Here is a 24,113-nt window from a genome sequence, read left to right as displayed (position 1 = left end):
CGTCCCCGCACCGCATCAGACAAAGGTATTCCGGATCACCGCCGCCCGCTCCTCCATGCCCGGCGTGACGAGCGTAAAGTAGCTATGGTGACAAGCCGAACCACCCCGCCAGAACCCGCCCCGCCGAGCGCCCAGGAGACAGGCCCGGACGCCTTCCTGACCGCGGTGTCGGTGCTGGACACCCTGATCCGCTCCGGCATGGACCACGTCGTGCTGGCGCCGGGGTCGCGTTCGGCGCCGCTGGCCTACGCGCTGGCCGCGCTCGCGGAGAACGACGTCGTGACCGTGCACGTGCGCATCGACGAGCGCGCCGCCGGCTTCACCGCCCTCGGGCTCGCGGAGGCGCTGGGCCGCCCGGTCGGGATCGTGACGACCTCGGGCACCGCGGTGGGGGAGCTGATGCCCGCCGTGATGGAGGCCAGCCACTCGGAGGCACCGCTCGCGATCCTCTCCGCGGACCGCCCGCCCCGGCTGCGCGGGACCGGCGCCAACCAGACCACGCGGCAGCCGGGCCTGTTCGCCCAGCACGCGCGCGCCTCGGTGGACCTCACCTCCTACCCGGAGGAGACGCCCGGCCAGCAGACGGCCGGCTTCAACGCCTGCCTGGCGGCCCTGACCGGCCGCGACGCCCGAGACTGGGAGCGCCCCTCGCTCCTGCCGCGCGGCCCGGTGCAGATCAACCTCGCCTTCGACGACCCCCTGACCCCCGAGACGCGGATGCGCGAGACGCTGCGGGAGTGGGCCGCGTCCCTGACCGGCTACGAGGCGCCGGAGGCCCCCCGGGCGGTCGACCGCACGGCGGCCCAGGCCCTGGCCTTCGCCTCGGTGGAGGACGACGCCGCCCGCCGCACCGTGGTCATCGCCGGCGACGGCGCCGGCCCCCTCGCCCGGCTCTTCGCCGAGTCCCGCGGCCTGCCCCTGCTCGCCGAGCCCTCCTCCAACGCCCGCTCCGGCCCCTCGGCGATCGCCGCCTACCGCCTGCTGCTCGGCGGGGCGCTCGGGCAGCGGGTCGAGCGCATCGTGCTCTTCGGGCGCCCGACGCTGTCCCGGCCGGTCGCGCGCCTGCTCGACTCCGATGCCGTCGAGTCCGTGATCTACCTGCCCCAGCCCATGGCGTGGGCGGACCCCGAGCTGCGCCGCGAGATCTCCCGCCACGAGGAGCTGGGCGGCCGCCGCGCCCCGGACCCCGACGCCGAGGTCACGGTGACCGCGGGCGCCACCGAGGGGCTGACGGCGACCATGCTCGCGTTCCTCTCCCCCGGCGACGAGGTGGTCGTCTTCGAGCCCTCCTACGACCTCTACCCGGCCGTCGCGGGCCTGGCCGGGGCCGAGGTCGTCGCGGTGCCGATGCTGCCGCCCGCCTTCGACGTCGACCCGGAGCGGCTGCGCGCGGCCTTCTCCGAGCGGACCCGCATGGTGGTGGTCAACGACCCGCACAACCCCACGGGCACCGTCTTCGGCGAGGAGCTGCTGCGGCAGGTGGCGCTGCTGGCCGAGGAGTTCGACGCCCTGATCCTCACCGACTCGGTCTACGAGCACCTGGTCTTCGAGGGCTCCCCCGTGGACATCGCCGCGCTGCCCGGGGCCCGGGGGCGCACGCTGCGGGTCTCCTCGGCGTCGAAGACCCTCTCCGTGACGGGTTGGCGCGTGGGCTGGGTCATCGCCCCGCCCGAGCTGACCCGCGGCATCCGGGTCGCCAAGGGGTACCTCTCGCACTCGGCGGCGGCGCCGCTGCAGGCGGCGGTCGCCGCGGCCCTCCGCTGGGCCCGCACCGAGGGCTTCTACGCCCGCTGGCTGGAGGGCTACCGGGAGCAGCGGCGGATCCTCCTGGACGGGCTCGTCGGCAGCGTGCTCGCGCCCGTGGTCCCGCAGGGCACCTTCTTCGCGGTGGCGCGGGTGGACCCCGAGGCGGTCGGTTGGGCCCACGACGGCGAGTCCTTCGCCCGGCAGCTGCCCGAGCGCGCCGGGGTCGCGGTGGTTCCCCTCACGGCCTTCGCGGGGCCGGAGCGCCGCTCGGCCTACCGGGACTGGGTGCGCCTGGCCTTCTGCAAGCGGCCCGAGGTGCTCCGCGAGGCCGGCCGCCGGATCGCGACGCCGGGCGCCCCCTAGCAGGTCGCCGGATCACGACGCCGGGCACCCCTTGGCCAGCCATCGCATCGCGGCGCCGAGTGCCCCTGGATCCGCTCAGTCGCCGCAGACGGGCTCCACGAACCACAGGGCGGTCTCCCCGTAGGCGCGGTGCGCGAAGCGCTCGAGGCTCGAGCCCCAGGCGGGCTCCGGGCTGCGCGCCGAGCGCTCGGCGACCAGGACGGCGTCGTCGGCCAGGGTCCCGGCCAGCGTCTCGAGGATCTCGGAGAGCTCGGCCTCGGGGAGGTCGTAGGGCGGGTCCAGGAAGACCAGGTCCCAGGGGCCCGACGTCGCCCGGTGGCGCAGGAACGGCAGGACCGGGGACGCCGCGACGGTGATCCGCGCCGGCGAGCCGGCCCGCTCGAGGGCCGCCCGGTTCGCCTCGCAGGAGCGCAGCGCGGCGCGGTCGCGGTCCACGAGCGTGACCTCCGCCGCCCCGCGGCTCGCGGCCTCGAGGCCCAGCGCCCCGGATCCCGCGAACAGGTCCAGCACGCGGGCGCCGGCGAGGACGTCGTAGGTCTCCAGGCGGGAGAACAGCGCCTCCTTGACCCGGTCGGTCGTGGGCCTGGTGTGCGGGCCCTTGACGGGTGCGAGGCGGGCGCCTCCCGCCGCGCCGGCGATGATCCTGCTCATCGGTGGGTGCTCCCTTCTCGGTCGGTGTCTCGCTCGGTGTCTCGGTCGTGGGCGTCTCGTCGGCGGCGTCGTGCTTCCCGGCCGGTGAAGCGACCTGCCGCCGAGGCGTCCCGCTCCGGCCGGGCTACCCCTGGTACAGGTACTCGGTCTGCTCGTCCGCGCCCACGCGGGCCGCGGCGCGGGCGAGGTCCGGCCAGGCGCGCAGGCTCGGGTCCTCGGCCACCAGGCGCCGCGCGTCCTGCCGCGCCGCCTCGATGATCTCGGGGTGCTTGAGCACCGAGAGGTTCTTCAGCGTCGAGCGGCTGCCGGACTGGCTCGAGCCGAGGATGTCGCCCTCGCGGCGCTGCTCCAGGTCCAGTCGGGACAGCTCGAAGCCGTCGCGCGTGGAGGCCACGGCGTCGAGCCGCGGGCGGGAGGCGCCCTGGGCGTCCTGCTCGGTGACGAGCAGGCAGGTGCCCGGCAGCGAGCCGCGGCCGATGCGCCCCCGGAGCTGGTGCAGCGTCGAGATCCCGAGCCGGTCCGCGTCCATGATGATCATCAGGGTGGCGTCCGGGACGTCCACGCCCACCTCGATCACGGTCGTGGCGACCAGCAGCCGCAGCTCCCCGCCGACCATCCGGTCCATGACCCGGGCCTTGGCTTCGGCGTCCATGCGGCCGTGCAGCTCCCCGACCTCGACGCCGCGCAGGGCCGGCTGGGCCGCGAGCGCCGCGCTCAGCCCCTCGACCGACTGCAGCTGGCCGGACTCGCCCCCTGCACGCGAGCGAGAGCCGGACCCGCCGTTGCCCTCGCCGCCGATCGAGGGGACCACCACGAACACGGCGTGGCCGGCGTCGACCTCCTCCCGCGCGCGCCGCCACAGCCGGCCCTCCCAGGCCGGGTGCTCCGCGAGGGAGACCACGTGCGTGGTCACCTCCTGGCGCCCGGGCGGCATCTCGTCCAGCACCGAGACCGCGAGGTCGCCGAACACGGTCATGGCGACCGAGCGCGGGATCGGCGTGGCGGTCATGACGAGCTGGTGCGGCACCGTGCCCTCCGAGGCGCCCAGGGCGTGCCGCTGGTTCACCCCGAACCGGTGCTGCTCGTCCACCACCGCGAGCCCGAGGTCCGCGAAGCTCACCTTCTCCCCAAGCAGCGCGTGCGTGCCGATGACGATCTGCGCCGCGCCGCTGGCGATCCGCGCGAGCGCCTCCCGCCGCCGGGCCGCCGGCATCGAGGCGGTGAGCAGCACGACGCCGACCCCCTCCGCCTCGAACAGTCCCCCCTCGGGCGCGGCCAGCTCCCCCAGGGCGGACACGATCGAGCGGTGGTGCTGGCTCGCCAGGACCTCGGTGGGGGCGAGCAGGGCCGATTGGCCGCCGCCGTCGGCGACCTGCAGCATGGCCCGCAGCGCCACCAGGGTCTTGCCGGAGCCGACGTCGCCTTGCAGGAGCCGGTTCATGGGCCGGTCCGCCGCGAGGTCTGCCGCGACCTCCTCCCCGATCCGCCGCTGGCCCCCGGTCAGCGCGTACGGCAGCGCGGCGTCGAAGCGCTCCAGCCAGCCGCCGGACCGCGGGGCGAAGCGCGGGGCGTGCAGCCTGCCCAGGGCCGCCGCGCGCCGGGCCAGCACGGTCTGCAGGACCAGCGCCTCCCGGAAGCGGAAGTAGCGCAGGGCGCGGTGGTGCTCCTCTTCGTCCCGCGGGCGGTGGATCGCCTCGTAGGCGCGCGCGGCTGGCATCAGGCGGTAGCTGCGCCGCAGGTCCGCGGGCACGGGGTCCTCGCACTCGCCGAGGTCGACCTTGGACAGCATCGCGGCGACCGCGGCGCTGACCCGGTCGGTCATGAACTTCGCCCCCGCCGGGTAGACCGGGATGGGCGGGGGGACCTCGTCCGGGTCCCCCGCGGCGGCGAGGTCCGAGAGCACCGCGTAGTGCGGGTTGGTCAGCGTGAGCCGGCCGCGGAACTCCGAGACCTTCCCGGAGAACAGCACGTGGTCCCCGGGGGTCAGGTCCTTCGCCGCGGTGAAGGCGTTGAAGAAGGTCAGGGACATGGTGGCGCCCGGGGAGGACGACGCCGCGTCCGGGGCCGGGGCGTGGGCCAGGGCGTCCAGCCGCGGCCCGCCCGGCGCGGGGACGGCGTCGGGGACCGGGAGCAGCGGCTGGGCCGAGGGCTCGAGCTGGTCGGTCACCAGCACCTCGGCGATCGACCCGCGGCGGGTGTGCAGCGAGCGGGTGCTCACGGAGACCACCCGGGAGATGATGGAGGCCTCCTGGCCCAGCTCGAGCTCGTCGAAGCTCGTCAGCTGGCCGCGGCTCAGGTAGCGGCGCGGGAAGTGCTCGAGGAGCTCCCCCACCGTGTGCAGGTCCAGGTGCTTGGCCACGGCCTGCGCCGTGCTGTGGTGCAGCACGCGGGAGAGCGCGCGGTCCTCGAGGCGCTCCACCGCCGCCCCCGCCGCGGCCCCCTTCTCGGTCTGCCGGGCCATGGCGCTATCCGCGCTCCGCGGTGAGCGGCTCGGTCGTGATGCCGGCGGGCTTGCCGTGCTCGCTGAGCACCGACATGGCCGTGGCGGCCTCGGGGACGTGGACGTGGACCTTCCAGCGGATGGTCTCCGCCGCGGGGGTCATGGCGGTCATGATCACCGAGTCGCCGACGCGGGCGAGCTCGTGGCGGACGCGCGCGGCCGTGAGCGCGTCCAGCTCGATGCTGCACATGAACTCGACGCCGGTCTCCGCGAGGTCCGACTCGGGGCTGTCCCGGCCCTTCTCGACCGTCTCCCAGGCGGTTCCCGAGGGAGGGCAGAGCCACCCGGCGTAGGGCCGGTTCTCGCCGCCGGGGTAGTGGCGCCCGCGGACGGTGTGGGCGAGGCAGTCGATGACGATCAGGCAGCCCAGGGCGCCGGCGTCGACCTGCCCCGTGCCGCGCAGGACCGGGAGGATCTCGCCGCTGCGGCGCACCTCCTCGGTGGCCGCGTCCACCATGTGGATCAGCAGCTCGCCCAGGTTGCGGTTGGAGTCCTCGTGGTCCGGCCACTGGCCGGCCGCCTCGGTGATCGCGTCGACCACCGAGAGGATGGTGCCGTCCACCGGGTCGTTCAGGGCGCTGCGCACCCGCACCCGGCCGTGCTCGAGCGCGCGGGCCAGGCCCATCACCGTGAGGCGCTGCTGGTCCGCGAGGGGCTCCGCCATGCCCGCGAGCATGACGGCGAACAGGGTGCCGGAGTTGCCCTTGGCCTCCTCGAGGCAGTGGTGCGCGCAGATCTGGAAGAGCTCGCCGATCAGGCTGGTGTTGATGAGCGTGGCCGCGGTGGCCCCGGCGTCGAGGGTCAGGGCGAGGTTGGTCCCGGTGTCCGAGTCCGCGACGGGGAAGACGTTGAGGGAGTTCAGCTGCTCCTCGTGGCGGTGCAGCGCGGCCGCCGACGATGCGAGCCACCGCCGCATGACGGCGGTGCTAGAGCCTATCCTCTGCTGCAAAATGATCCCATCCCAGGTCCTCGCGAGCTCTCCCCTCGATGCTCACGGGTGGGGCGCCCTGCTTCAACGTACGACACGAGCCTATCGCAACCACCCCCTCGGGCAGCGGAGCCCCCTGTGGAAAACATGCGAGGATGCCGTGGTCCTCGCCGCCGCCGAGAACCCATTCCCAGGGGTCCGCGCCGAGGCGCCTAGCCGCCTCCCGCAGCGGGTCCACGAGCGCGTTCAGCGGCTCCTCGCGCAGGTCGATCGCGACGCCGGAGGCCCGGGCGACCCTCCCGCCGTCGCGCAGCAGCCCGTCCGAGACATCGATCATGGCGCGCGCGCCGGCCGCGGCCATCGCCGGCCCGAGCGCGAGCGGCGGGCACGGCCGGGCTGGGAGGCCGCCAGGTCGGCCAGCTCGGCGCCGCGGCAGTGCTCCGTCCCCGTCCCCTCGGACGGATCCCGGTGGGGTCCGCGCGCCTGCAGCAGACCCAGCCCGGCCGCCGCTCGGCCCACGGTCCCGGCGACGCGACGACGCGCCCTCCCGCGCCCCCGAGCGCCGCACGGGCTCGCCCCGGGTCAGCCCGAGCGCCGCGACGGTGGCCGAGAGCTCGCCGCCGGAGCCGAGGTCTCCCCCGGCGATGGAGCAGCCCGGGGCCCCGAGGGCGAGGACGGCCGCGGCGTAGCCCCGCGCCATCTCGCCGACGAACGCGACGGGCGTCTCCGGCGGCAGGGTCAGGCTGATCACGAGGCTGACGGGCTCGGCGCCCATCGCGGCCACGTCCGCGAGGTTCTGGGCCGCGGACTTCCAGCCGAGGTCGAAGCCGCGCGTGCGGTACCCGCAGGGCCACTCCAGCAGGTAGTCCTGGCCGCTGGTCTGCGTGTCGGTGGTCAGCACGGTGCGGCCGCCGGTGAGGTCCAGCACGGCGCAGTCATCGCCCGGCCCGAGCAGCGTCCGGCCCGGGGCCCGCGCGGCGGCCGCCGCGTTGTGCTCGTCGATGACCGCGCGGATCTCGGTCAGCAGCTCGTCCTCGGAGGCCTCCCCGACGGTGGGGGCGCTCATTCGGCCGACTCTCCGCGCCGGCCGGTGAGGGCGCGGGCGGATCGGCCCAGGATGAGGCCGATGCCGCCCACCGCGATGAGCGAGAAGAGGACCACCGGGAGCGGGCCGCGCAGCGAGGCGAGGTGGCCCGAGGCCCGCTCGGGCGCGCCCTCCCCCTGGATCTGCCCCTCGCCGCCGTCGACGTCGCTCACGCCCGCGTTGGCGTTGGAGTCCACCGGGCTCACCGCGGCGGAGTCGTGCTCGGTCTGCAGGTAGTGGCCCACCCAGCTGGAGACGCCCGAGAGGTCGAGCGCGGAGGGGGCCTGCCCCTGCTGGGGCTCCTCCGGAGCGGGCGCGGCGTAGGGGGCCTGGGAGCCGAGGGCGCTGGGCAGCGCGCCGTCCTGCCAGGTGGGCTGCGGCGAGGCGCCGTCCTGCCGGGCACCGGCGGAGGCGTCGGGCACGCCGGTGAACGGTCCCCCGGTCGCGTCCGAGCCGAGCCCACCCGGGGCGCCCCGCGTCTCCCGGGCCCGCGGGTCGGTGGCCGCCGCGCCGTCCGTGGGCTGGCCGGCGCCCGGGATCGCCGAGTCGTCCGGGTCGGAGGGTGTCCGGCGCGGTCGTGCCACCGGGGACGTCCGGGTCGGCGGGCTCCGCGGGTGCCGAGGGCTCGCCGGGGTCGAGGGTTCTCGGGGTTCGAGGGGGTGCCGGGGTCGGCGGGGGTGCCGGGGTCCGCGGGCGTGCCCGGGTCGGCCGGGTCGCCGGGTTCCGAGGGGTGCCGGGATCGGCGGGCGCGGACGGAGCCGGGGCCGGTGCCGTCGGCTCGGCGCCCGGAGCCTCCTCCGCGGGGGCCGTCGCCGCGGGCTGGGACGGCTCGCCGGTGGAGGGCGCCTCGAGGGGGCCGTGCCGTCCTCGTCGGCCCCGGGTGCGCTCCCGTCCTCGTCCGCGTCGGACGTGGGCGCGCTCCCGCCCTCACCGGCGCCGGAGCCGGGTGCGCTCCCGTCCCCGTCCGCGCCGGGAGCGGGCTCCGCACTGGGCTCCCGCGTGGGCTCGGCCCCCTGCGATGCGCCGGACTGGTCCTCCGCGGGCGGGACGGCTCCCTGATCCGGCGCGGTGGTCTCGGGCTGCGGCGAGGACGACCCGGTCTCCCCGGCCGAGGGCGGGGTCTGCTCGGCGGCGGGCTGCGTCTCGGCCTGCGTCGGCTGCGTCGAGGGCGTCGCGGCGGACGGCTCGCTCGGATCCGCCTCGCTCGGAGCGGGGTCGGTCGCGGCGGGGTCGGGGACGACGTCGCCGCGGGGCGGGCTGCGTCGTCCCGGGCGCGGGCGCCGTCGGGGAGGGGGCCGGCGACGTCGCGGAGGGCGCGGGGCTCTCCGGCGCGGCCTGGCCGAGCGCGGAGGCGCCGGACAGGGTCCCGAGGCTCAGGACGCAGGCGACCCCGGCCGCCGCGACCGCGCGGCGTGGCGTGCGGTCTGTCTCCTGGGCTCTGCGGGGCATGTCCAAGGGGCCTTCCTTCCTGGCGCTGACGGACGCTGATGACTCGGCGGGCTCCGGGTGAACGGATGCGGGCGGCGGCGGTGCCGTCGGCTACCCTGGAGGGCGTGCGCAACGAATCCCACCCCACTGCATCCCCCGGCGCGTCCAGTCTAGGGTCGGACGCGGAAAACGTACAGGGCCGTTCGTATCGTCCCCGGTCGCACCGCTGGACGGCGGCCGCGGGGGCGGTGGGCCTGACCCTGCTGGTCAGCTCGTGCGCGGGCGCCGTGACGGTGACCCCGGCGCCCGACGCCGCGAACCCCGACTGCGCCTCGGCCATGGTCGCCATGCCCGGCACGCTCGCGGGCTTCGACCAGCGCGAGACCACGGCCCAGGCGACCTCCGCGTGGGGCGATCCCGCGGCCGTCATCCTCAAGTGCGGCGTCACGGTCGAGCGCCCCGTGGCGGACCCGTGCGTGAGCGTCAACGGGGTGGACTGGGTCCTCAAGCGGGAGGACGACGACGACTCGGCGCAGGCCGACGACGAGGTGTCCCGGGCCAGCGGGACCTGGACCGCCACGACCTTCGGCCGCGAGCCGGCCCTGCAGGCGACCTTCGACGCGGACCGCGTCTCCTCCTCGTCCCTGCTCGTGGAGCTGGAGTCGGCCGCGCAGCGCATCCCCCAGACCCAGCAGTGCCTCTCGGTGGACCAGAGCCTGGAGGACCTGCCGGACAGCGGGTCCTGAGGACGCCCGGCGGTCCTGCCGGCCACCTCAGCCGGGCGGCCCGGCCGGCTACCTCAGCCCGACCGGCCGCTCCAGCGCCAGGGTCAGCAGCTCGTCCACCAGCTCTCCGTACTCCAGGCCCGTGGCGCCCCACATGACCCGGTACATCGAGCTCGGCGTGAACCCGGGCAGCGTGTTGATCTCGTTGATCAGCACGCGCCCCTCGTCGGTGTAGAAGAAGTCGGCGCGGGCCAGGCCCTCGCCCCCGATCGCCAGGAACGCCCGCACGGCCTCGCCGCGGATCTCGTCGCTGACCTCCCGCGGGAGGTCGGCCGGGCAGCGCAGCCGCGAGGACTCGGCCTCCACGTACTTCGCCTCGAAGTCGTAGAACGCGTGCCCCTGGCCCACGACCTCGATCTCGCCGGGCAGCGAGGCCCGCGGCCGCTCGTGCGAGCGCCCGTCCAGGACCGCGCACTCGATCTCGCGCCCGGAGATCCCCGTCTCGAGCACGACCTTGGGGTCGCACGCCTGGGCGACCGCGATCGCCCCGTCCAGCTCCGACCAGTCGTCGATCCGCGTGATCCCCTGCGAGGAACCCGCCCGCGCGGGCTTGACGAAGACCGGCAGCTCCAGCTCCCGCGCCCGCGCGAGGCTCCCCTCGCGGTCCCGGCTCCAGTCGCGGGCCGTGATGACCCGGTACGGGCCGACGGCGAGCCCGGCGGACTCGAAGGCCATCTTCATGAAGTGCTTGTCCATGCCGATCGCCGACGCCGCGACGCCGGCCCCCACGTACGGGAGGTCGGCCATCTCGAGCAGGCCCTGCACGGTGCCGTCCTCGCCGAAGGGCCCGTGGAGCAGCGGCAGCACGACGTCGAGCGCCGGCCCCTCGCGCAGCCCCTCCCGGCAGTCCTGGAGCAGGATGCCGCGCCCGCCGCCCATGGGCAGGGTCACCCGCGGGCCCTGCCCGGGGAAGTGCGCGAGCGCCTCGGAGGCGATGATGGCCTCCAGCTCCTCGATCGAGCTGAGGTGCCAGGCGCCGTCCTCCGTGATGCCGATCAGGACGGGCTCGTACCGGGTCTGGTCCAGCACCCCCAGCACGCCGTGGGCGGTGATCAGGGAGATGGAGTGCTCGGAGGAGCGCCCCCCGAACAGGATGCCGACTCTCGTCCGGTCGGCGGCGGCGGTGGAAGTCATGGTGCCTCTCTGTGGGGACGTGAGGTCGGGGTGGGTCGGGACGCCGGGGCGTCGAGTCGATGGGTCGTGCTGCTCGGTGGGAAGGGACCGGCGGCGGGGCCGGCTCGGTCCCTCCGCCGGACCGGGGCGGGCGGCGGGCGGGCCCCGCCGGCCGGGGCGGGCGAGGGCGGCGCCTCAGGAGACGTGCGGCGTCTCGGCCTTGAGCTTGCGCCGCAGCAGCATCGGCTGGAGCTGATCGACGCTGACCGCGCCGCTCAGCACGGCCACGACCCCCTCGACGATCGGCATCTCCACCCCGTGCTCCCGCGCCAGCTCCAGCACCACGGGCGCGGACTTGATGCCCTCGGCGGTCTGGGTCATGCGCGCGCTCACCTCGGCCTCGCTGAGCCCGGTGCCCAGCAGCCGGCCGGCGGTGTGGTTGCGGGACAGCGGCGAGGAGCAGGTGGCCACGAGGTCGCCCATGCCCGCCAGCCCGGCCATCGTCTCGTGCCGGCCGCCCAGGGCCAGCGCGAGGCGGGAGGTCTCGGCCAGGCCCCGGGTCATGATCGAGGCCTTCGAGTTGTCCCCGAGGTCCCGGCCCTCGCACATGCCCACGCACAGGGCGATGACGTTCTTGACCAGCCCCCCGATCTCGACGCCGACCACGTCCGCTGACGTGTACGGCCGGAAGTAGTCGGTCGCGCAGATGCGGCTGACCTTGCCCGCGACCTCGGCCGAGGCGGCCGCCACGACCGAGGCGGTGGGCTGCTCCTGGATGATCTCGCGCGCCAGGTTGGGGCCCGAGACCACCGCCGTGCGCCCCGCGGCGCCCGGGATCGCCTGCGCGATGACCTCGGACATCCGCAGCCCGGTCCCGCGCTCGAGCCCCTTGGCCAGCGAGACCAGCACGGCGTCGGCCGGCACGGCGTCGGCGAGCGCGGTGAGCTGCTCCCGCAGGGCCTGCGCCGGGATCGCGAGCACGACGACGTCGGCCCCCTCCAGCGCCCGGCGCGCGTCGGCCTCGTACCCCAGGTTGGCGGGCAGCCGGACGGTCGGGAAGTAGCGGTCGTTGACGCCCGTGGCCCGGAGGTGCTCGATGACCTTGGGGTCGCGGCCCCACAGGGTCACGGACCAGCCTGCACCGCCCTCGCGCTCGGAGCGGGCGGCGGCGTCGGCGGCGATCTTGGCAAAGACCGTCCCCCAGCTGCCGGCGCCCAGCACCGCGATCCGGCGCGGGGTCGCGGCGGGTGCGGGCGAGGCCGGCGCTCCGGCCGGGCGGTCGGACGCGGCCGGGCGGTTCGTCTCGGCGGCGCGGTGCGGGTCGCTCACTGGTGCTCCTCAGGTCGTCGGGGGCGTTGCCCGGCGGCCCTCCCAGGGGAAGGCCGGCCGGCGGGGTCGGAGGCGGCGCCGGGCCTCGGCGCCGCGCTGCGGCTCGACCCGCGCGCCGGCCCGGGGATCCCAGCGGCCGGCGGGGGCCTGCTCCCCGCGCAGCTGCTCGAGCAGGGCGGTTATCTCCCGCATCATCCGCTCGGTCACCTCGTCCAGGGCGCGGCGGCTCAGGTGCTCGCCCTCCCCCGGCAGCAGGTCCGAGAAGTCGATGGGGGTCCCCACCAGCACCTCGACCCGCTTGCGCGGGAAGAGCCGCGGGCGGGTGGCCTTGGGCGGCAGGAACTCCTGGTCGCCCCAGTGTGCCACCGGGATGACCGGCGCGCCGGTCTCCAGGGCGAGCCGGGCCGCTCCGGTCCGGCCCATCATCGGCCACAGCTCGGGGTCGCGGGTCAGCGTCCCCTCGGGGTAGATGATGACGGCGCCGCCGGCGTCGACCACGGCCCGCGCCGCGGCCAGCGACTTCCGGGCGTCCATCGACCCCCGGGGCACGGGGATCTGCGAGGTCCGGCGCAGCACCCAGCCGAGCACGGGGACGCGGAACAGCCCCTCCTTGGCCAGGAACCGGGGGATCGTGCCGCGGTTGTAGACGGGGTAGGCCACCGTGACCGGGTCCACCTCGGTCACGTGGTTGGCCACCACGATGTACCCCTCGCGGCGGCGCAGGTGCTCGGTGCCCCGCCACCGCTTGCTCAGGACCGCGGAGTACAGGCTCTTGACCACCACCGCGACGCCGTGGAACAGCAGGTCGCCGGATCGGCTGGGGGCGAAGGGCTCGTCCGCGGCGTGCTCGCGCGCTGCTCCCGCCACGGCCTAGACCTTCGCGTCCGCGACGGCGTCGAACCGGGCGCCCAGCCCCTCGAGCTTCTGCACGAAGCGCTCGTAGCCGCGGTTGATGAGCTCCACGCCGGTGACCATCGAGTCGCCCTGGGCCGCGAGCGCCGCGATCAGGTGGCTGAAGCCGCCGCGCAGGTCCGGGATGTTGATGTCGGCGCCGTGCAGCGGCGTCGGGCCTGAGATGACCGCGGAGTGCAGGAAGTTGCGCTGGCCGAAGCGGCACGGGACCGAGCCCAGGCACTCGCGGTGCAGCTGGATGCTGGCGCCCATGTCGTTGAGGGCGTGGGTGAAGCCGAAGCGGTTCTCGTAGACGGTCTCGTGGACGATCGAGACGCCGTCGGCCTGGGTCAGCGCCACGACCAGCGGCTGCTGCCAGTCGGTCATGAACCCGGGGTGCACGTTGGTCTCCACGATGAGCGGGTTGAGCTTGCCGCCGGGGTGGTAGAAGCGGATGCCCTCGTCGGTGATGTCCAGCCCGCCGCCGATCTTGCGGAAGGTGTTGAGGTAGGCCATCATGTCCGCCTGGTGCGCGCCGCGGACGAAGATGTCGCCGCCCGTGGCCAGCGCGGCGGAGCCCCAGGAGGCGGCCTCGATGCGGTCCGGCAGGGCGCGGTGGTTGTACCCGCGCAGCTCCGGCACGCCCTCGATGTGGATGACCCGGTCGGTCTGGACCGTGATGATCGCGCCCATCTTCTGGAGGATCGCGATGAGGTCCATGATCTCGGGCTCGGTCGCCGCGCCGCGCAGCTCGGTGTTGCCCTCGGCGCGGGTCGCGGTGAGCAGGACCTGCTCGGTGGCGCCCACGGAGGGGTAGGGCAGGTTGATCTTGGCGCCGTGCAGGCCCTTGGGCGCGGTCATCCGGATGCCGGAGGGAAGCTTGTCGACCTCGGCGCCGAACTCGCGCAGCACCTTGAGGTGGAAGTCGATGGGGCGGTCCCCGATCTTGCACCCGCCCAGGTCCGGGATGAAGGCCTCGCCGATCGCGTGCAGCAGCGGGCCGCACAGCAGGATCGGGATGCGGGAGTCGCCCGCGTGGGCGTCGATGTCGGCGTGGTGGGCCACGGACGCGTTGGTGGGGTCCAGCTCCAGGTCGCCGGTGGACTGGTCCTTGCTGACGGTGACGCCGTGCAGGGAGAGCAGGTTGGTGACGACCTTGACGTCCTTGATCTCGGGCACGCTCCGGAGGGTCGAGGGGGTCGAGCCCAGCAGGGCGGCGACCATCGCCTTGGGGACGAGGTTCTTGGCCCCGCGGACCATGACCTCGCCGCGAAGGGGCTCCCCGCCCTGGATGCGCAGTGTGCCGATCATAGACGTTCCAATCCTTGTGGGTGAGTCGCGTCGGATGCGCGACGATCTAGCATTCTACAGACCCAGCCCGGGAGCTCGACTCCCCCGTACATGTTAAAACGCACACCGCCGCGCCGGGGTCGGCGCGGCGGTGTGTCAATTCAGCTCCTAGCGGGAAGCGTCTTGGGTTTGTACGCGGCCCGCCGCGACTCGAAGTCGGCGATGCTGTCCTCGTGGCCCAGCGTGAGCGAGATATCGTCGAGGCCCTCGCGCAGGCGCCAGCGGGTGTACTCGTCGATGTGCATCGGCACGACCAGCGAGCCGCAGGTCACCGAGAGGTTCTCGAGGTCGACCGTGATCTCGACGCCGGGGTTCTCCTCGATGCTCTTCCACAGCAGCTCGACGTCCTGCTGGTCCACCTGCGCGGCGACCAGCCCCTGCTTGCCGGAGTTGCCGCGGAAGATGTCGCCGAAGCGGGCCGAGATGACGACGCGGAAGCCGTAGTCCTTGAGGGCCCAGACGGCGTGCTCGCGCGAGGAGCCGGTGCCGAAGTCAGGCCCGGTGACCAAGACGCTGGCGTTGCGGTAGGGCTCCTGGTTGAGCACGAACTCGGGGTCCTTGCGCCAGCCGGCGAACAGGGCGTCGTCGAACCCGGTCTTGGTGATCCGCTTGAGGTAGACGGCGGGGATGATCTGATCGGTGTCGACGTTGGACGCGCGCAGCGGCGCGGCGACGCCGGTGTGGGTGGTGATGGGTTCCATGGCGGTCTCCTCGGGTCAGGATTCGATCAGGTCGGACGGCGAGCTCAGCGTGCCGCGCACCGCGGTGGCGGCGGCGACCAGGGGGGACACGAGGTGGGTGCGCCCGCCCTTGCCCTGCCGGCCCTCGAAGTTGCGGTTGGAGGTCGAGGCGCAGCGCTCGCCCGGCGCCAGCTGGTCCGGGTTCATGCCCAGGCACATCGAGCAGCCGGCGAAGCGCCAGTCGGCCCCGAAGTCCTTGAAGACCCGGTCCAGGCCCTCCTCCTCGGCCTGCTGGCGCACGCGCGCCGAGCCGGGGACGACCATCATGCGCACGTTCTCCGCCTTGGTGCGGCCCTCGACGATCGCCGCGGCCGCCCGCAGGTCCTCGATCCGGGAGTTGGTGCAGGAGCCGAGGAAGACGGTGTCCACCGCGATCTCCTTCATCGGGGTCCCGGCCTCCAGGTCCATGTAGGCCAGGGCCTTCTCCGCGGCGGCGCGGGCGTTCTCGTCGCCGGCCTGGGCCGGGTCGGGCACGTCCTCGGACAGGGGCACGCCCTGGCCCGGATTGGTCCCCCAGGTCACGAACGGCTCGAGCTCGTCGGCGTCGAGGACCACCTCGGCGTCGAAGGCCGCGCCCTCGTCGGTCCTGAGCGAGCGCCAGTACTCGACGGCGTGGTCCCAGTCCTCGCCCTGCGGCGCGTGGGGGCGGTCCCTCAGGTAGGCGAAGGTGGTCTCGTCGGGGGCGACCATGCCCGCGCGCGCGCCCGCCTCGATGGACATGTTGCAGATCGTCATGCGGCCCTCCATGGAGAGCTCCTCGATCGCCGTGCCGCGGTACTCCAGGACGTACCCCTGCCCGCCGCCGGTGCCGATCTTGGCGATCACGGCCAGGATGACGTCCTTGGCCGTGACGCCCGGCTTCAGGTGCCCGTTGACGGTGATGGCCATGGTCTTGAACGGCGCCAGGGACAGCGTCTGGGTCGCCATGACGTGCTCGACCTCGCTGGTGCCGATGCCGAAGGCCAGCGCGCCGAACGCGCCGTGGGTGGAGGTGTGCGAGTCGCCGCAGACCACGGTCATGCCCGGCTGGGTCAGCCCGAGCTGGGGCCCGACGACGTGCACGATCCCCTGCTCCGAGTCGCCCAGGGAGTGGATGCGCACGCCGAACTCCTCGGCGTTGGCGCGCAGGGTCTCGATCTGCTTGCGCGAGGTCTGGTCGGCGATGCGGGCGAAGATGTCCTGCGTCGGGGTGTTGTGGTCCTCGGTCGCGATCGTGAGGTCGGGGCGGCGCAGCTGACGGCCCGCGAGCCGGAGGCCCTCGAAGGCCTGCGGCGAGGTGACCTCGTGCACGAGGTGCAGGTCGATGTACATCAGGTCGGGCTTGCCGTCCTGACCCTCCACGACGCGGTGGTCGTTCCAGACCTTCTCGGCCAGGGTCGTGGGGTGTGCCGGTGCATCAGCCATGGGGGTGTCCTCCGATGTCCAGGTGTGTGTGCGTCCATTCTGCCCGCCCATCCTGTAGGCTTCCATTAAATGGACTTGCTTTTCAGAATATGAGATCGGATCATTTGAGCATGACATCACCCACACAGACCGCCCCCGAGACGGAGCAGCCCGCCGCGGACCAGATCCTCGGCGGCATGGGCAGCGCCAACCCGATGGCTGCCGGGAACCGCTCGAGCGGCGTCGGCGTGCTGGACAAGGCCACCCACATCCTCGACTGCCTCGAGGCGGGCCCCGCCTCGCTCTCCCAGCTGGTCGAGGCCACCGGCCTGGCCCGCCCGACGGCGCACCGGCTGGCGGTCGCGCTGACCCACCACCGCCTCGTGGCGCGGGACGTGCAGGGTCGCTTCGTCCTGGGCCCGCGGCTGGGCGAGCTGTCCTCGGCCGCCGGAGAGGATCGCCTCATCGCCGCGGCGGGCCCCGTCCTGAACCACCTGCGCAACGTAACTGGGGAGTCGGCGCAGGTCTACCGGCGCCAGGGCGAGTGGCGCATCTGCGTGGCCTCGGCCGAGCGCCCCATCGGCCTGCGGGACACCATCCCGGTCGGCACCCAGCTGTCCATGAAGGCCGGCTCCGCCGCGCAGGTGCTCATCGCGTGGGAGGACCACAACCGGCTGCTCGACGGCCTGCGGCAGGCGCGGTTCTCCGCGACGGTGCTGGCGGCCGTGCGGCGCCGGGGCTGGGCGCAGTCGGTCGGCGAGCGGGAGCGCGGCATCGCCTCGGTCTCCGCGCCGGTGCGCAACCCCTCGGGCAAGGTCATCGCGGCCGTGTCCATCTCCGGGCCGATCGAGCGCCTGACGCGGCAGCCGGGGCGCCTCCACGCCGACGTCGTGTGCCAGGCCGCCCGCCAGCTCAGCGAGGCCCTGCGCTCCGGCTCCTGAGCGGAGGGGTCCGATCGCGGGTCCCGGGGTCGCCCCCTGACGGACGACTCCCGGACGGGCCGGTGAGCGCCGCCTCGCCCTAGGAGCGGGCGGCCCGCAGCGCCCGCCGCAGCCGGGTCTGCTCCGCCACCAGCCGGCGCACCGGCGTGCCGACCAGCTCCTCCGCGACCCCGCGGCAGCCCCGCAGCAGCGCCGAGCGCACGCGCGCCCCGTGCCGGCGCGCCGAGGCCCGCGCCGCCCGCGCGCGAGCAGCCCCAGGACCACGGCCATGAGCACCCCCACGCGAGCAGGACCGTCGGCGCGGGGATGCCCGTGGACCCCACGTCCGGGGCTCGGGCAGGCCGAGCCGCAGGTAGTCGGCCACGAACAGGGCCGTGAGCCACGTGAGGCCCGCGAGCAGCCCCGCCAGCCCGATCCACTGCAGCGCGGCCAGCGGCCGCCACCACCAGCGACGCCGCCCGCGCTCGAAGTCGACGCCGGCCACGGCCCGCTCCAGCGCCTCGGGGTCTCCTCCGCGCGCGAGCGAGCGGCGTCGCGGACCGCGTGGTGCCACGGCTCCCCGCGTCCTCCCCGGCGGACGCCGCGCAGCGTCGCACCGCCGAGGAGATCCCCGAGCGGGTCGCGGGGTCCAGCGGGGAGGTCCAGCCGGCTCATCGAGCCCTTCGACCCGGTCGCGCGGGTGACGCCGAGCCGCTCCAGGGGTCCCGGCGCAGGCGGCCGGCCCAGCGCAGGGGCGGCCAGCCCGTTCCCGCCATCGCCTCGCGCCGCCGCGCCGCCGCGGAGGCCTCCGCCAGGCGCGGGCCGCCGATCGCCTCGTAGAGGCCCTCCGAGGCTCGCCGAGGGCGGCGTCGGTCATGCCCGCCATCCCTCCCCGGCCCCGAGCGGCTCGAGGGCCTCGGTCAGGGCGTCCAGCTCGGCCGAGAGCCGGCGGGTGGTCGCCTCGCGTCCGGCGGCGACGTCCGAGACGGCCGCCGCGACGTCGTCGAGCCCCTCCCCGGCCGTGGCGGAGGCGGCGAGGGGCCGCCGGTGCAGCAGGCGCGCGACGCCGTCCGCGTCCAGCTGGCGGCTCAGGTCCGCGAGCACGGTCCCCCGCTCGTCCGGGGCGAGCCGGTCCGCCTGGTTCAGCACCGCGAGCATGGCCCCGCCGTGCCGGGCCAGCGGCTCCACGAACTCCGCGTGGGCCACGTGGTCCGCGTACTTCTGCGGGTCGAAGACCCAGATCATGACGTCGACCCGCGCGCTGAACCGCTCGACGACGGCGCGGTGCTCGGCGCGCACGGAGTCGAAGTCGGGGAGGTCCACCAGGAGCAGGCCGCCGCGGCCGGCGTCGTCCGTGGACGGCCCCGGGCGGGAGCCGCCCAGCAGCCGGCGCCAGCCCGTGCGGTGCGCGCCGGGACCGTCCCGCTCCGTCAGCGCCGCCGTGACCGGGCCCGCGGCTCCCCGGTGGAGGTCGCTGACGCCCAGCCAGTCCAGGAGCTCGCGGGGCGGCTCGTCGCCCCAGTAGGCGGCGCGGGGGTCGCGGGTGGTCGGGCGGGTGACCGCGACGCGGGCGAGCTCGCGGCCGGCCAGCGCGTTGAACAGGCTCGACTTGCCCGAGCCGGTGGCCCCGAAGAGTCCGACGACGGTGTGCTGCGCCGATCCCCGCCCGCTCGGAGACCCGGCGCCACCGGTCCCGGGCGGCGTCGAGCTCGGCCGGCTCGAGCACCGCCGAGGCGGCGTCGAGGGCCTCGCCCAGCGCGGCCAGCCGGGCGGTGATCCCGGGGTTCCCGGCGCCGCGCTCCCCGGCCGCTCACGCCGCTCCCCGCGCGCCCACGGGGCTCCGGGCGCCTCGGGCGGGACGAGGGCCCGGCCCGCCTCCCGCAGCCGCTCCAGGGCCGCCGAGCGGTCCTCCGGGAGCCGGGCCAGGAAGGGCTCGGCGCGGCCCGCCAGCAGGCCCTCGACGCGGCCGAGCAGGTCCTCCCGGGCGCGGACGGCCATCCGGCGCACGGCCTCCTCGCCGAACACCGCCTCGAGGAGCTTCCAGCCGAGGGCCCCGGCGCCGCCGGCGATGCCGACCTCCAGGCCCGTGAGGCCGCCCGTCATCGAGAACACCACGATCATCAGCACGACGGCGCCCGCGTTCAGCCCCGCCGAGAGGAAGCGGGCCCGCTGGCGCTTCTCGGCGCCCTCGCTGGCCATGAGCTCCATGATCCCGCGCTGCCACTCGCGCAGCTCGCGCTGCACCCGCTCCGGGAAGTCCTCGGGCAGGTGGCCCAGGTCCTCGCCGGCCAGCAGCGAGCGGCCGGCCGGGTCGCGGTGCCACGCGCGCTGGGCCGATTCCGCGGCCTCGGCGGCCTGCTCCACGATTACGCGGTACAGGCCGGTCTCCAGCTCGGCCTCGAGGCTCGCGGTGTGCCGGCGGCCTCCCCGGAGGTAGTCACCGACCCGGTCCCGCAGCCTCCCGATGCTCGACTCCAGGCGGCGGAAGAGCTGGCCGGTGCCCACGAAGTCCTGCCAGCGGGCCAGCACCTCGCCGCGCAGGAGGGCGCCGTCGCTGATGGCGTCCTCCACACGGCCGCGGGCGGCGGCGCAGGGGCGGCGGGCCTCCTCGGCGAGCCACGCGCGGTGCTCGACCTGCTCGGCGAGGTCCGCGGCCAGGGAGTCGACCTGCGGGCCCAGGGAGGCGACGGTGCCGCGCAGGCTCTCGGCGGCGAGGCGGGCCCGCTCCCCGGCGTCGGCGCCCAGGGCGGCGAGCCAGTCGGTCAGGGCGGAGACGGCGGCCTCCGGGAGGCGGCCGTCCTCGCCCCGGGGCTGCTCCTGGACGGTGATCAGCGGGTCGGGGGCGAGGCCGCGCTCGCGCAGCAGGCGGACGAGGTCGGCGAGGATCTCGTCCTCCTCGCCGGCGGGCACCCGGTTCAGGGCCACGGCGAGCCCGATCCGGCGCGCGGCGGCCCGCTCCAGGACCTCCCACGGGACGGCGTCGGCGTAGCGGTTGGCGGTGGTCACGAAGAGCCACACGTCGGCGGCGTCGAGCAGCTGCCGGGACAGGGCGCGGTTGGCGTCCGAGACGGAGTCGATGTCCGGGGCGTCGATGAGGAAGACGCCGCGCGGGACGGCCTCGCAGGACAGCGGGCGCAGGGCGGCGGGGGCCCCGGGCGTGGACGCGACGGGGTCCGGGGCCCCGGGCGAGGACGCGCCCCGGCCCCCGGAGGATGGCGCTGCCCCGTGCCGGGCCCCGGCCGACGACGCTGCGCGGGCCGGGGCCCCGCTCGCGACGGCCGCCTCCGGCTCCCCCTCCCGGGCCAGGCTCGGCAGGAGGCGCTCGGCGGTGACGCGGGCGGCGTCGTCGGGATGGTGCACGAGGACCGGGGTCACGGTGGTGGGGCGGACGACGCCGGCGCGGCTGACCGAGCGCCCCAGGACCGAGTTGACCAGCGTGGACTTCCCCGCCCCCGTGGAGCCGCCGACGACGATGCACAGCGGGGCCTCGAGGTCCCGGGCGCGGGGCAGCAGGTAGTCGCGCAGCTGGCGGCGCATCCTGGCGGCCAGCTCGGTCCCCCGCTCCCGCCCCTCGACGGGGAGGTCGAAACTCAGGCCGGAGACCGCCTCGTCGAGCCGGCGCAGGCCGGTCAGGAGGTCGGTGCCGCCGGCCGTGCCGCCGGTCGGGGTCGTGGGGCGCATGCCGGCTCCAGACTGACGAGGTTCTCTGGCGGCGCCGCGGTGGGCCCGGCGGCGCCGACGGACGGTGGCCGTCCTCACCGAGAATACAATAAAAGCCCGGTGATAAAATCACCGGGCTTTTATTCCTAGCGTGACCCCAACCGGATTCGAACCGGTGTTGCCGCCGTGAGAGGGCGGAGTACTAGGCCGCTATACGATGGGGCCAATGCCTCGAGTTTTCATTCCTAGCGTGACCCCAACCGGATTCGAACCGGTGTTGCCGCCGTGAGAGGGCGGAGTACTAGGCCGCTATACGATGGGGCCGTGTCAGCAAGGAATGTTCCTCTGAGCTACCCGGATGAGCCTACACGATGCATCGCGTGGGACCAATCCGGGATTTTTGAAGCGCCTCACATTCAACGAGTGAATGTTCTGCTCTTCGCTGGGATACCAGGACTCGAACCTAGAATGACGGTACCAGAAACCGTTGTGTTGCCAATTACACCATATCCCATTGGAAGCGACCGCCCAGCCGGGCGTTTTTCATCTTCGCAACGAGTAAATACTCTACAGAAGGTTCCGCGACCTCGCAACTCGGATCGGTGTGGGCTCGGCCACGCCGCGAGGGTCCCCCGCGGCGCGGCCGGCCCGGCCGCTACTCGGCCGCCGCCAGGTCCCGCTGCAGGGCCTCGACGCGGGCCAGCGTGGACTCGCGCCCGAGGATCTCCAGCGACTCGAAGAGCGGCGGCGAGATGCGCGCCCCGGAGACCGCGATGCGCACCGGCCCGAAGGCCAGGCGCGGCTTGATGCCCAGGCCGTCCACGATGGCCGCTCGCAGCGCCGCCTCGATCTCGGGGGCGCTCCACGTCCCCAGCTCTCCCAGGGCCGTGCGGGCGGCCTCCAGGACCTGCGGGGCCGACTCCTTGAGCTGCTTGCGGGCGTCGGGGGCGACCTCGATCGCGTCGTCGGCCCGGAACAGGAAGCCCAGCAGGCCCGGGGTCTCCCCCAGCAGCTGCATCCGCTCCTGGACCAGCGGCGCCGCCTCGTGCAGGATGCGCCGCTCCCGCTCGTCGGGGCCGTCGGCGCCGAGGATCCCCGCGTCGCGCAGGTACGGGACGAGCCGCTCCTCGAAGTCGCCCGCCTCGAGCATGCGGATGTGGGAGCCGTTGATCGCCTCGGCCTTCTTGACGTCGAAGCGCGCCGGGTTGGCCAGCACGTCGTGCACGTCGAAGTGCTCCACGAGCTGCTCGACCGTGAAGACGTCCTCGTCGGCCGAGAGCGACCAGCCGAGCAGGGAGAGGTAGTTCAGCAGCCCCTCCTTGATGAAGCCGGCGTCGCGCAGCAGGAAGAGGTTGGACTCCGGGTCGCGCTTGGACAGCTTCTTGTTGCCCTCCCCCATGACGTACGGGAGGTGCCCGAACTCCGGAATGAACTCCGCGACGCCGATCGCCGTCAGCGCCCGGTAGAGCGCGATCTGGCGCGGAGTGGAGGACAGCAGGTCCTCCCCGCGCAGCACGTGGGTGATGCCCATCAGGGCGTCGTCCACGGGGTTGACCAGCGTGTACAGCGGCTTGCCGTTGGCGCGCACGACGACGAAGTCGGGGACGGTCCCGGCCCTGAAGGTGATCTCGCCGCGGACCAGGTCCGTGAACGAGATGTCCTCGTCGGGCATGCGCAGCCGCAGCACGGGCTCCCGGCCCTCGGCGCGGAAGGCGGCCTTCTGCTCCTCGGTGAGGTCCCGGTCGTAGTTGTCGTAGCCGAGCTTGGGGTCCTCGCCCTTGGCCCGGTGCCGCTCCTCGACCTCGGCCGGGGTCGAGAAGTCCTCGTAGACGTGCCCGCCCTCCGTCAGCTTGCGGATGACCTCGGCGTAGAGGTCCCCGCGCTGGGACTGCCGGTAGGGCTCGTGCGGGCCGCCGACGCCGACGCCCTCGTCCCACTCGATGCCCAGCCAGTGCAGGGACTCCAGCACCTGCTCGAAGGACTCCTCGGAGTCGCGGCTGGCGTCGGTGTCCTCGATGCGGAACACCAGCTTGCCGCCGGTGTGCCGGGCGTAGGCCCAGTTGAACAGCGCCGTGCGGATGAGCCCGACGTGCGGGGTCCCGGTGGGCGAGGGGCAGAAGCGGACGCGCACGGGACGGGCGTCGCTGACGGTGGGGGTGATGGCTGCTGAAGTCATGCTGCTCGCTGGGTATCGCTTTCGTGTGGTGGGGCGGGGTGCCGGGGCGCGGTCGCGCCGGATCGGGTCGGGGACGGCGGCCGTGAGCCGCGTCGGGGGCCACGGGCGTGAGCCGCGTCGGGGCGGCGGGTGTGAGCCGGGTCGGGGGTGGGTGTGAGCCGGGTCGGGGGTGGCGGGTGTGAGCCGCGCCGGGGACGACGACGCGCGGCGGGGCGGGGCGTGCGGGCGCTCAGGCCCGCCGCATGCGGTTGGTCAGGGCGCCGATCCCCTCGATCTCGACCTCGACCTCCTCGCCGTCCCGGACGAGCCCGACGCCGGCCGGCGTGCCGGTCAGGATCACGTCGCCGGGCAGCAGGGTGAAGGCCTCGGAGACGAAGGAGACGAGCTCGGCGACGCCGAAGATCATGTCCGCGGTCGTGCCGTCCTGCTTGAGGTCGCCGTCGAGCCAGGTGCGGATCGAGAGGCTCTCGGTCTCCAGCTCGGTCTCGATCCACGGCCCGAGCGGGCACGCGCCGTCGAACCCCTTGGCGCGGGCCCACTGCAGGTCGGAGCTCTGCAGGTCCCGGGCGGTGAGGTCGTTGGAGCAGGTGTAGCCGAAGACGACCTCGGGGACGCGCTCGACGGGAACGGACTTGCACATCCGCCCGATCACCACGGCCAGCTCGCCCTCGAAGGAGACCTTCTCGCTGGTCTCGGGCAGGGTCACGGGGTCCCCCGGGCCCGCCACCGAGGTGTTGGGCTTGAGGAACAGCTGGGGCGACGTCGGGGTCTCGTTGCCCAGCTCCGCGGCGTGATCGTGCCAGTTCCGGGCGACGCCGACGATCTTGGAGCGCGGGATGATCGGGGCCACCAGGCGCACGTCCTCCAGCGCGAAGGTCTTCTGCGTGGGGGTGACGCCGGTGTAGAACGGGTCGCCGGCGAGCACCGTGAGGCGCTCCTCGCCGGGCTCGCCGTCCACGCGTCCGAAGTACAGTTCGTTCTCTGCCGTGAATCTCGCAATGCGCATGTCTTACAGGGTAACGCGACGGCGGGCTCGGGAGGGATGCTTCACACCCCGGGGCGGGAG

At 74.6% G+C, this 24,113-nt stretch carries 18 protein-coding genes and 3 tRNA genes; 3 read left to right on the top strand and 18 right to left on the bottom strand.

The genetic code is table 11. The annotated features are described in order from the left end of the window. Positions 1–87 precede the first annotated feature (87 nt). Positions 88–2,109, top strand: a complete 2,022-nt coding sequence (menD, locus tag NBM05_RS09645; RefSeq protein ID WP_254166827.1) for a 2-succinyl-5-enolpyruvyl-6-hydroxy-3-cyclohexene-1-carboxylic-acid synthase — start codon at positions 88–90, stop codon at positions 2,107–2,109. Between the two features lie 75 nt (positions 2,110–2,184). Here the strand turns inward: menD and rsmD are convergent, their stop codons facing one another. From rsmD to NBM05_RS09620, 5 genes are all read right to left on the bottom strand, one after another. Next, positions 2,185–2,760 (bottom strand): 16S rRNA (guanine(966)-N(2))-methyltransferase RsmD, encoded by a 576-nt coding sequence (rsmD, locus tag NBM05_RS09640; protein WP_254166826.1) that lies wholly within the window; start codon positions 2,758–2,760, stop codon positions 2,185–2,187. 124 nt (positions 2,761–2,884) lie between these two features. After that, positions 2,885–5,221 (bottom strand): ATP-dependent DNA helicase RecG, encoded by a 2,337-nt coding sequence (locus NBM05_RS09635; RefSeq protein WP_254166825.1) that lies wholly within the window; start codon positions 5,219–5,221, stop codon positions 2,885–2,887. A 4-nt stretch (positions 5,222–5,225) separates the two neighbouring features. Then, on the bottom strand, positions 5,226–6,176 hold the full coding sequence (locus tag NBM05_RS09630) for a DAK2 domain-containing protein (RefSeq protein WP_254166824.1): 951 nt from the start codon (positions 6,174–6,176) through the stop codon (positions 5,226–5,228). A gap of 10 nt (positions 6,177–6,186) precedes the next feature. Then, a complete protein-coding gene (locus NBM05_RS09625; protein ID WP_254166820.1) occupies positions 6,187–7,254 on the bottom strand; it encodes a thiamine-phosphate kinase in 1,068 nt (355 codons plus the stop codon). Continuing rightward, on the bottom strand, positions 7,251–7,856 hold the full coding sequence (locus tag NBM05_RS09620) for a hypothetical protein (RefSeq protein ID WP_254166819.1): 606 nt from the start codon (positions 7,854–7,856) through the stop codon (positions 7,251–7,253). The genes NBM05_RS09625 and NBM05_RS09620 overlap by 4 nt, the downstream gene beginning before the upstream one ends. 969 nt (positions 7,857–8,825) lie before the next feature. Between NBM05_RS09620 and NBM05_RS09615 the strand changes: the two genes are divergently transcribed. Further along, entirely contained in the window at positions 8,826–9,446 is a 621-nt protein-coding gene (locus tag NBM05_RS09615; RefSeq protein WP_254166818.1) for a DUF3515 family protein, read from the top strand. 48 nt (positions 9,447–9,494) lie between these two features. On the opposite strand, the gene NBM05_RS09610 is transcribed toward NBM05_RS09615, so the two are convergent. From NBM05_RS09610 to leuC, 6 genes are all read right to left on the bottom strand, one after another. Continuing rightward, entirely contained in the window at positions 9,495–10,619 is a 1,125-nt protein-coding gene (locus NBM05_RS09610) for a D-alanine--D-alanine ligase family protein (RefSeq protein ID WP_254166817.1), read from the bottom strand. Between the two features lie 174 nt (positions 10,620–10,793). Beyond that, positions 10,794–11,927: an NAD(P)H-dependent glycerol-3-phosphate dehydrogenase gene (locus tag NBM05_RS09605; protein ID WP_373689318.1), complete on the bottom strand. Its 1,134-nt coding sequence runs from the start codon at positions 11,925–11,927 to the stop codon at positions 10,794–10,796. Positions 11,928–11,936: 9 nt separating this feature from the next. Then, positions 11,937–12,794, bottom strand: a complete 858-nt coding sequence (locus NBM05_RS09600) for a lysophospholipid acyltransferase family protein (protein ID WP_254166816.1) — start codon at positions 12,792–12,794, stop codon at positions 11,937–11,939. 3 nt (positions 12,795–12,797) lie between these two features. Further along, positions 12,798–14,129 (bottom strand): UDP-N-acetylglucosamine 1-carboxyvinyltransferase, encoded by a 1,332-nt coding sequence (gene murA, locus NBM05_RS09595; RefSeq protein WP_254166814.1) that lies wholly within the window; start codon positions 14,127–14,129, stop codon positions 12,798–12,800. A gap of 140 nt (positions 14,130–14,269) precedes the next feature. Further along, entirely contained in the window at positions 14,270–14,869 is a 600-nt protein-coding gene (gene leuD / locus NBM05_RS09590; protein WP_254166812.1) for a 3-isopropylmalate dehydratase small subunit, read from the bottom strand. Between the two features lie 15 nt (positions 14,870–14,884). Then, positions 14,885–16,312 carry a 3-isopropylmalate dehydratase large subunit gene (gene leuC, locus NBM05_RS09585; RefSeq protein ID WP_254166810.1) on the bottom strand — a complete coding sequence of 476 codons (1,428 nt, stop codon included), beginning with the start codon at positions 16,310–16,312 and terminating at the stop codon, positions 14,885–14,887. A gap of 176 nt (positions 16,313–16,488) precedes the next feature. Here leuC and NBM05_RS09580 point away from each other — a divergent pair, with 176 nt between their 5' ends. Further along, on the top strand, positions 16,489–17,232 hold the full coding sequence (locus tag NBM05_RS09580) for an IclR family transcriptional regulator (RefSeq protein ID WP_373689319.1): 744 nt from the start codon (positions 16,489–16,491) through the stop codon (positions 17,230–17,232). A gap of 79 nt (positions 17,233–17,311) precedes the next feature. On the opposite strand, the gene NBM05_RS09575 is transcribed toward NBM05_RS09580, so the two are convergent. From NBM05_RS09575 to NBM05_RS09545, 7 genes are all read right to left on the bottom strand, one after another. Continuing rightward, entirely contained in the window at positions 17,312–17,785 is a 474-nt protein-coding gene (locus NBM05_RS09575; protein ID WP_254166808.1) for a hypothetical protein, read from the bottom strand. Positions 17,786–18,084: 299 nt separating this feature from the next. Next, a complete protein-coding gene (locus NBM05_RS09570) occupies positions 18,085–20,892 on the bottom strand; it encodes a dynamin family protein (RefSeq protein WP_254166807.1) in 2,808 nt (935 codons plus the stop codon). A gap of 131 nt (positions 20,893–21,023) precedes the next feature. Then, positions 21,024–21,096: transfer RNA gene (locus NBM05_RS09565), tRNA-Glu, on the bottom strand. A gap of 26 nt (positions 21,097–21,122) precedes the next feature. After that, positions 21,123–21,195, bottom strand: a tRNA-Glu gene (locus NBM05_RS09560). Between the two features lie 118 nt (positions 21,196–21,313). Continuing rightward, positions 21,314–21,385 (bottom strand) — tRNA-Gln (locus NBM05_RS09555). A 141-nt stretch (positions 21,386–21,526) separates the two neighbouring features. Then, positions 21,527–23,047, bottom strand: a complete 1,521-nt coding sequence (gene gltX, locus NBM05_RS09550) for a glutamate--tRNA ligase (protein ID WP_254166806.1) — start codon at positions 23,045–23,047, stop codon at positions 21,527–21,529. 229 nt (positions 23,048–23,276) lie between these two features. Further along, on the bottom strand, positions 23,277–24,053 hold the full coding sequence (locus NBM05_RS09545) for a fumarylacetoacetate hydrolase family protein (protein WP_254166805.1): 777 nt from the start codon (positions 24,051–24,053) through the stop codon (positions 23,277–23,279). Between the last annotated feature and the right edge of the window lie 60 nt (positions 24,054–24,113).

Source organism: Rothia santali, from assembly GCF_024199905.1.
Classification (GTDB): Bacteria; Actinomycetota; Actinomycetes; order Actinomycetales; family Micrococcaceae; genus Rothia; species Rothia santali.
Note: the sequence above shows the minus strand (reverse complement) of the source record. Positions and strands in the feature narration are given on the sequence as shown.

Coding starts and splice junctions, on each gene's coding strand:
- rsmD (WP_254166826.1), bottom strand. CDS start 2,760: ATGAGCAGGATCATCGCCGGCGCGGCGGGAGGCGCCCGCCTCGCACCC.
- NBM05_RS09635 (WP_254166825.1), bottom strand. CDS start 5,221: ATGGCCCGGCAGACCGAGAAGGGGGCCGCGGCGGGGGCGGCGGTGGAG.
- NBM05_RS09630 (WP_254166824.1), bottom strand. CDS start 6,176: ATGCGGCGGTGGCTCGCATCGTCGGCGGCCGCGCTGCACCGCCACGAG.
- NBM05_RS09625 (WP_254166820.1), bottom strand. CDS start 7,254: ATGAGCGCCCCCACCGTCGGGGAGGCCTCCGAGGACGAGCTGCTGACC.
- NBM05_RS09610 (WP_254166817.1), bottom strand. CDS start 10,619: ATGACTTCCACCGCCGCCGCCGACCGGACGAGAGTCGGCATCCTGTTC.
- murA (WP_254166814.1), bottom strand. CDS start 14,129: ATGATCGGCACACTGCGCATCCAGGGCGGGGAGCCCCTTCGCGGCGAG.
- leuD (WP_254166812.1), bottom strand. CDS start 14,869: ATGGAACCCATCACCACCCACACCGGCGTCGCCGCGCCGCTGCGCGCG.
- leuC (WP_254166810.1), bottom strand. CDS start 16,312: ATGGCTGATGCACCGGCACACCCCACGACCCTGGCCGAGAAGGTCTGG.
- NBM05_RS09580 (WP_373689319.1), top strand. CDS start 16,489: ATGGGCAGCGCCAACCCGATGGCTGCCGGGAACCGCTCGAGCGGCGTC.
- NBM05_RS09570 (WP_254166807.1), bottom strand. CDS start 20,892: ATGCGCCCCACGACCCCGACCGGCGGCACGGCCGGCGGCACCGACCTC.
- gltX (WP_254166806.1), bottom strand. CDS start 23,047: ATGACTTCAGCAGCCATCACCCCCACCGTCAGCGACGCCCGTCCCGTG.
- NBM05_RS09545 (WP_254166805.1), bottom strand. CDS start 24,053: ATGCGCATTGCGAGATTCACGGCAGAGAACGAACTGTACTTCGGACGC.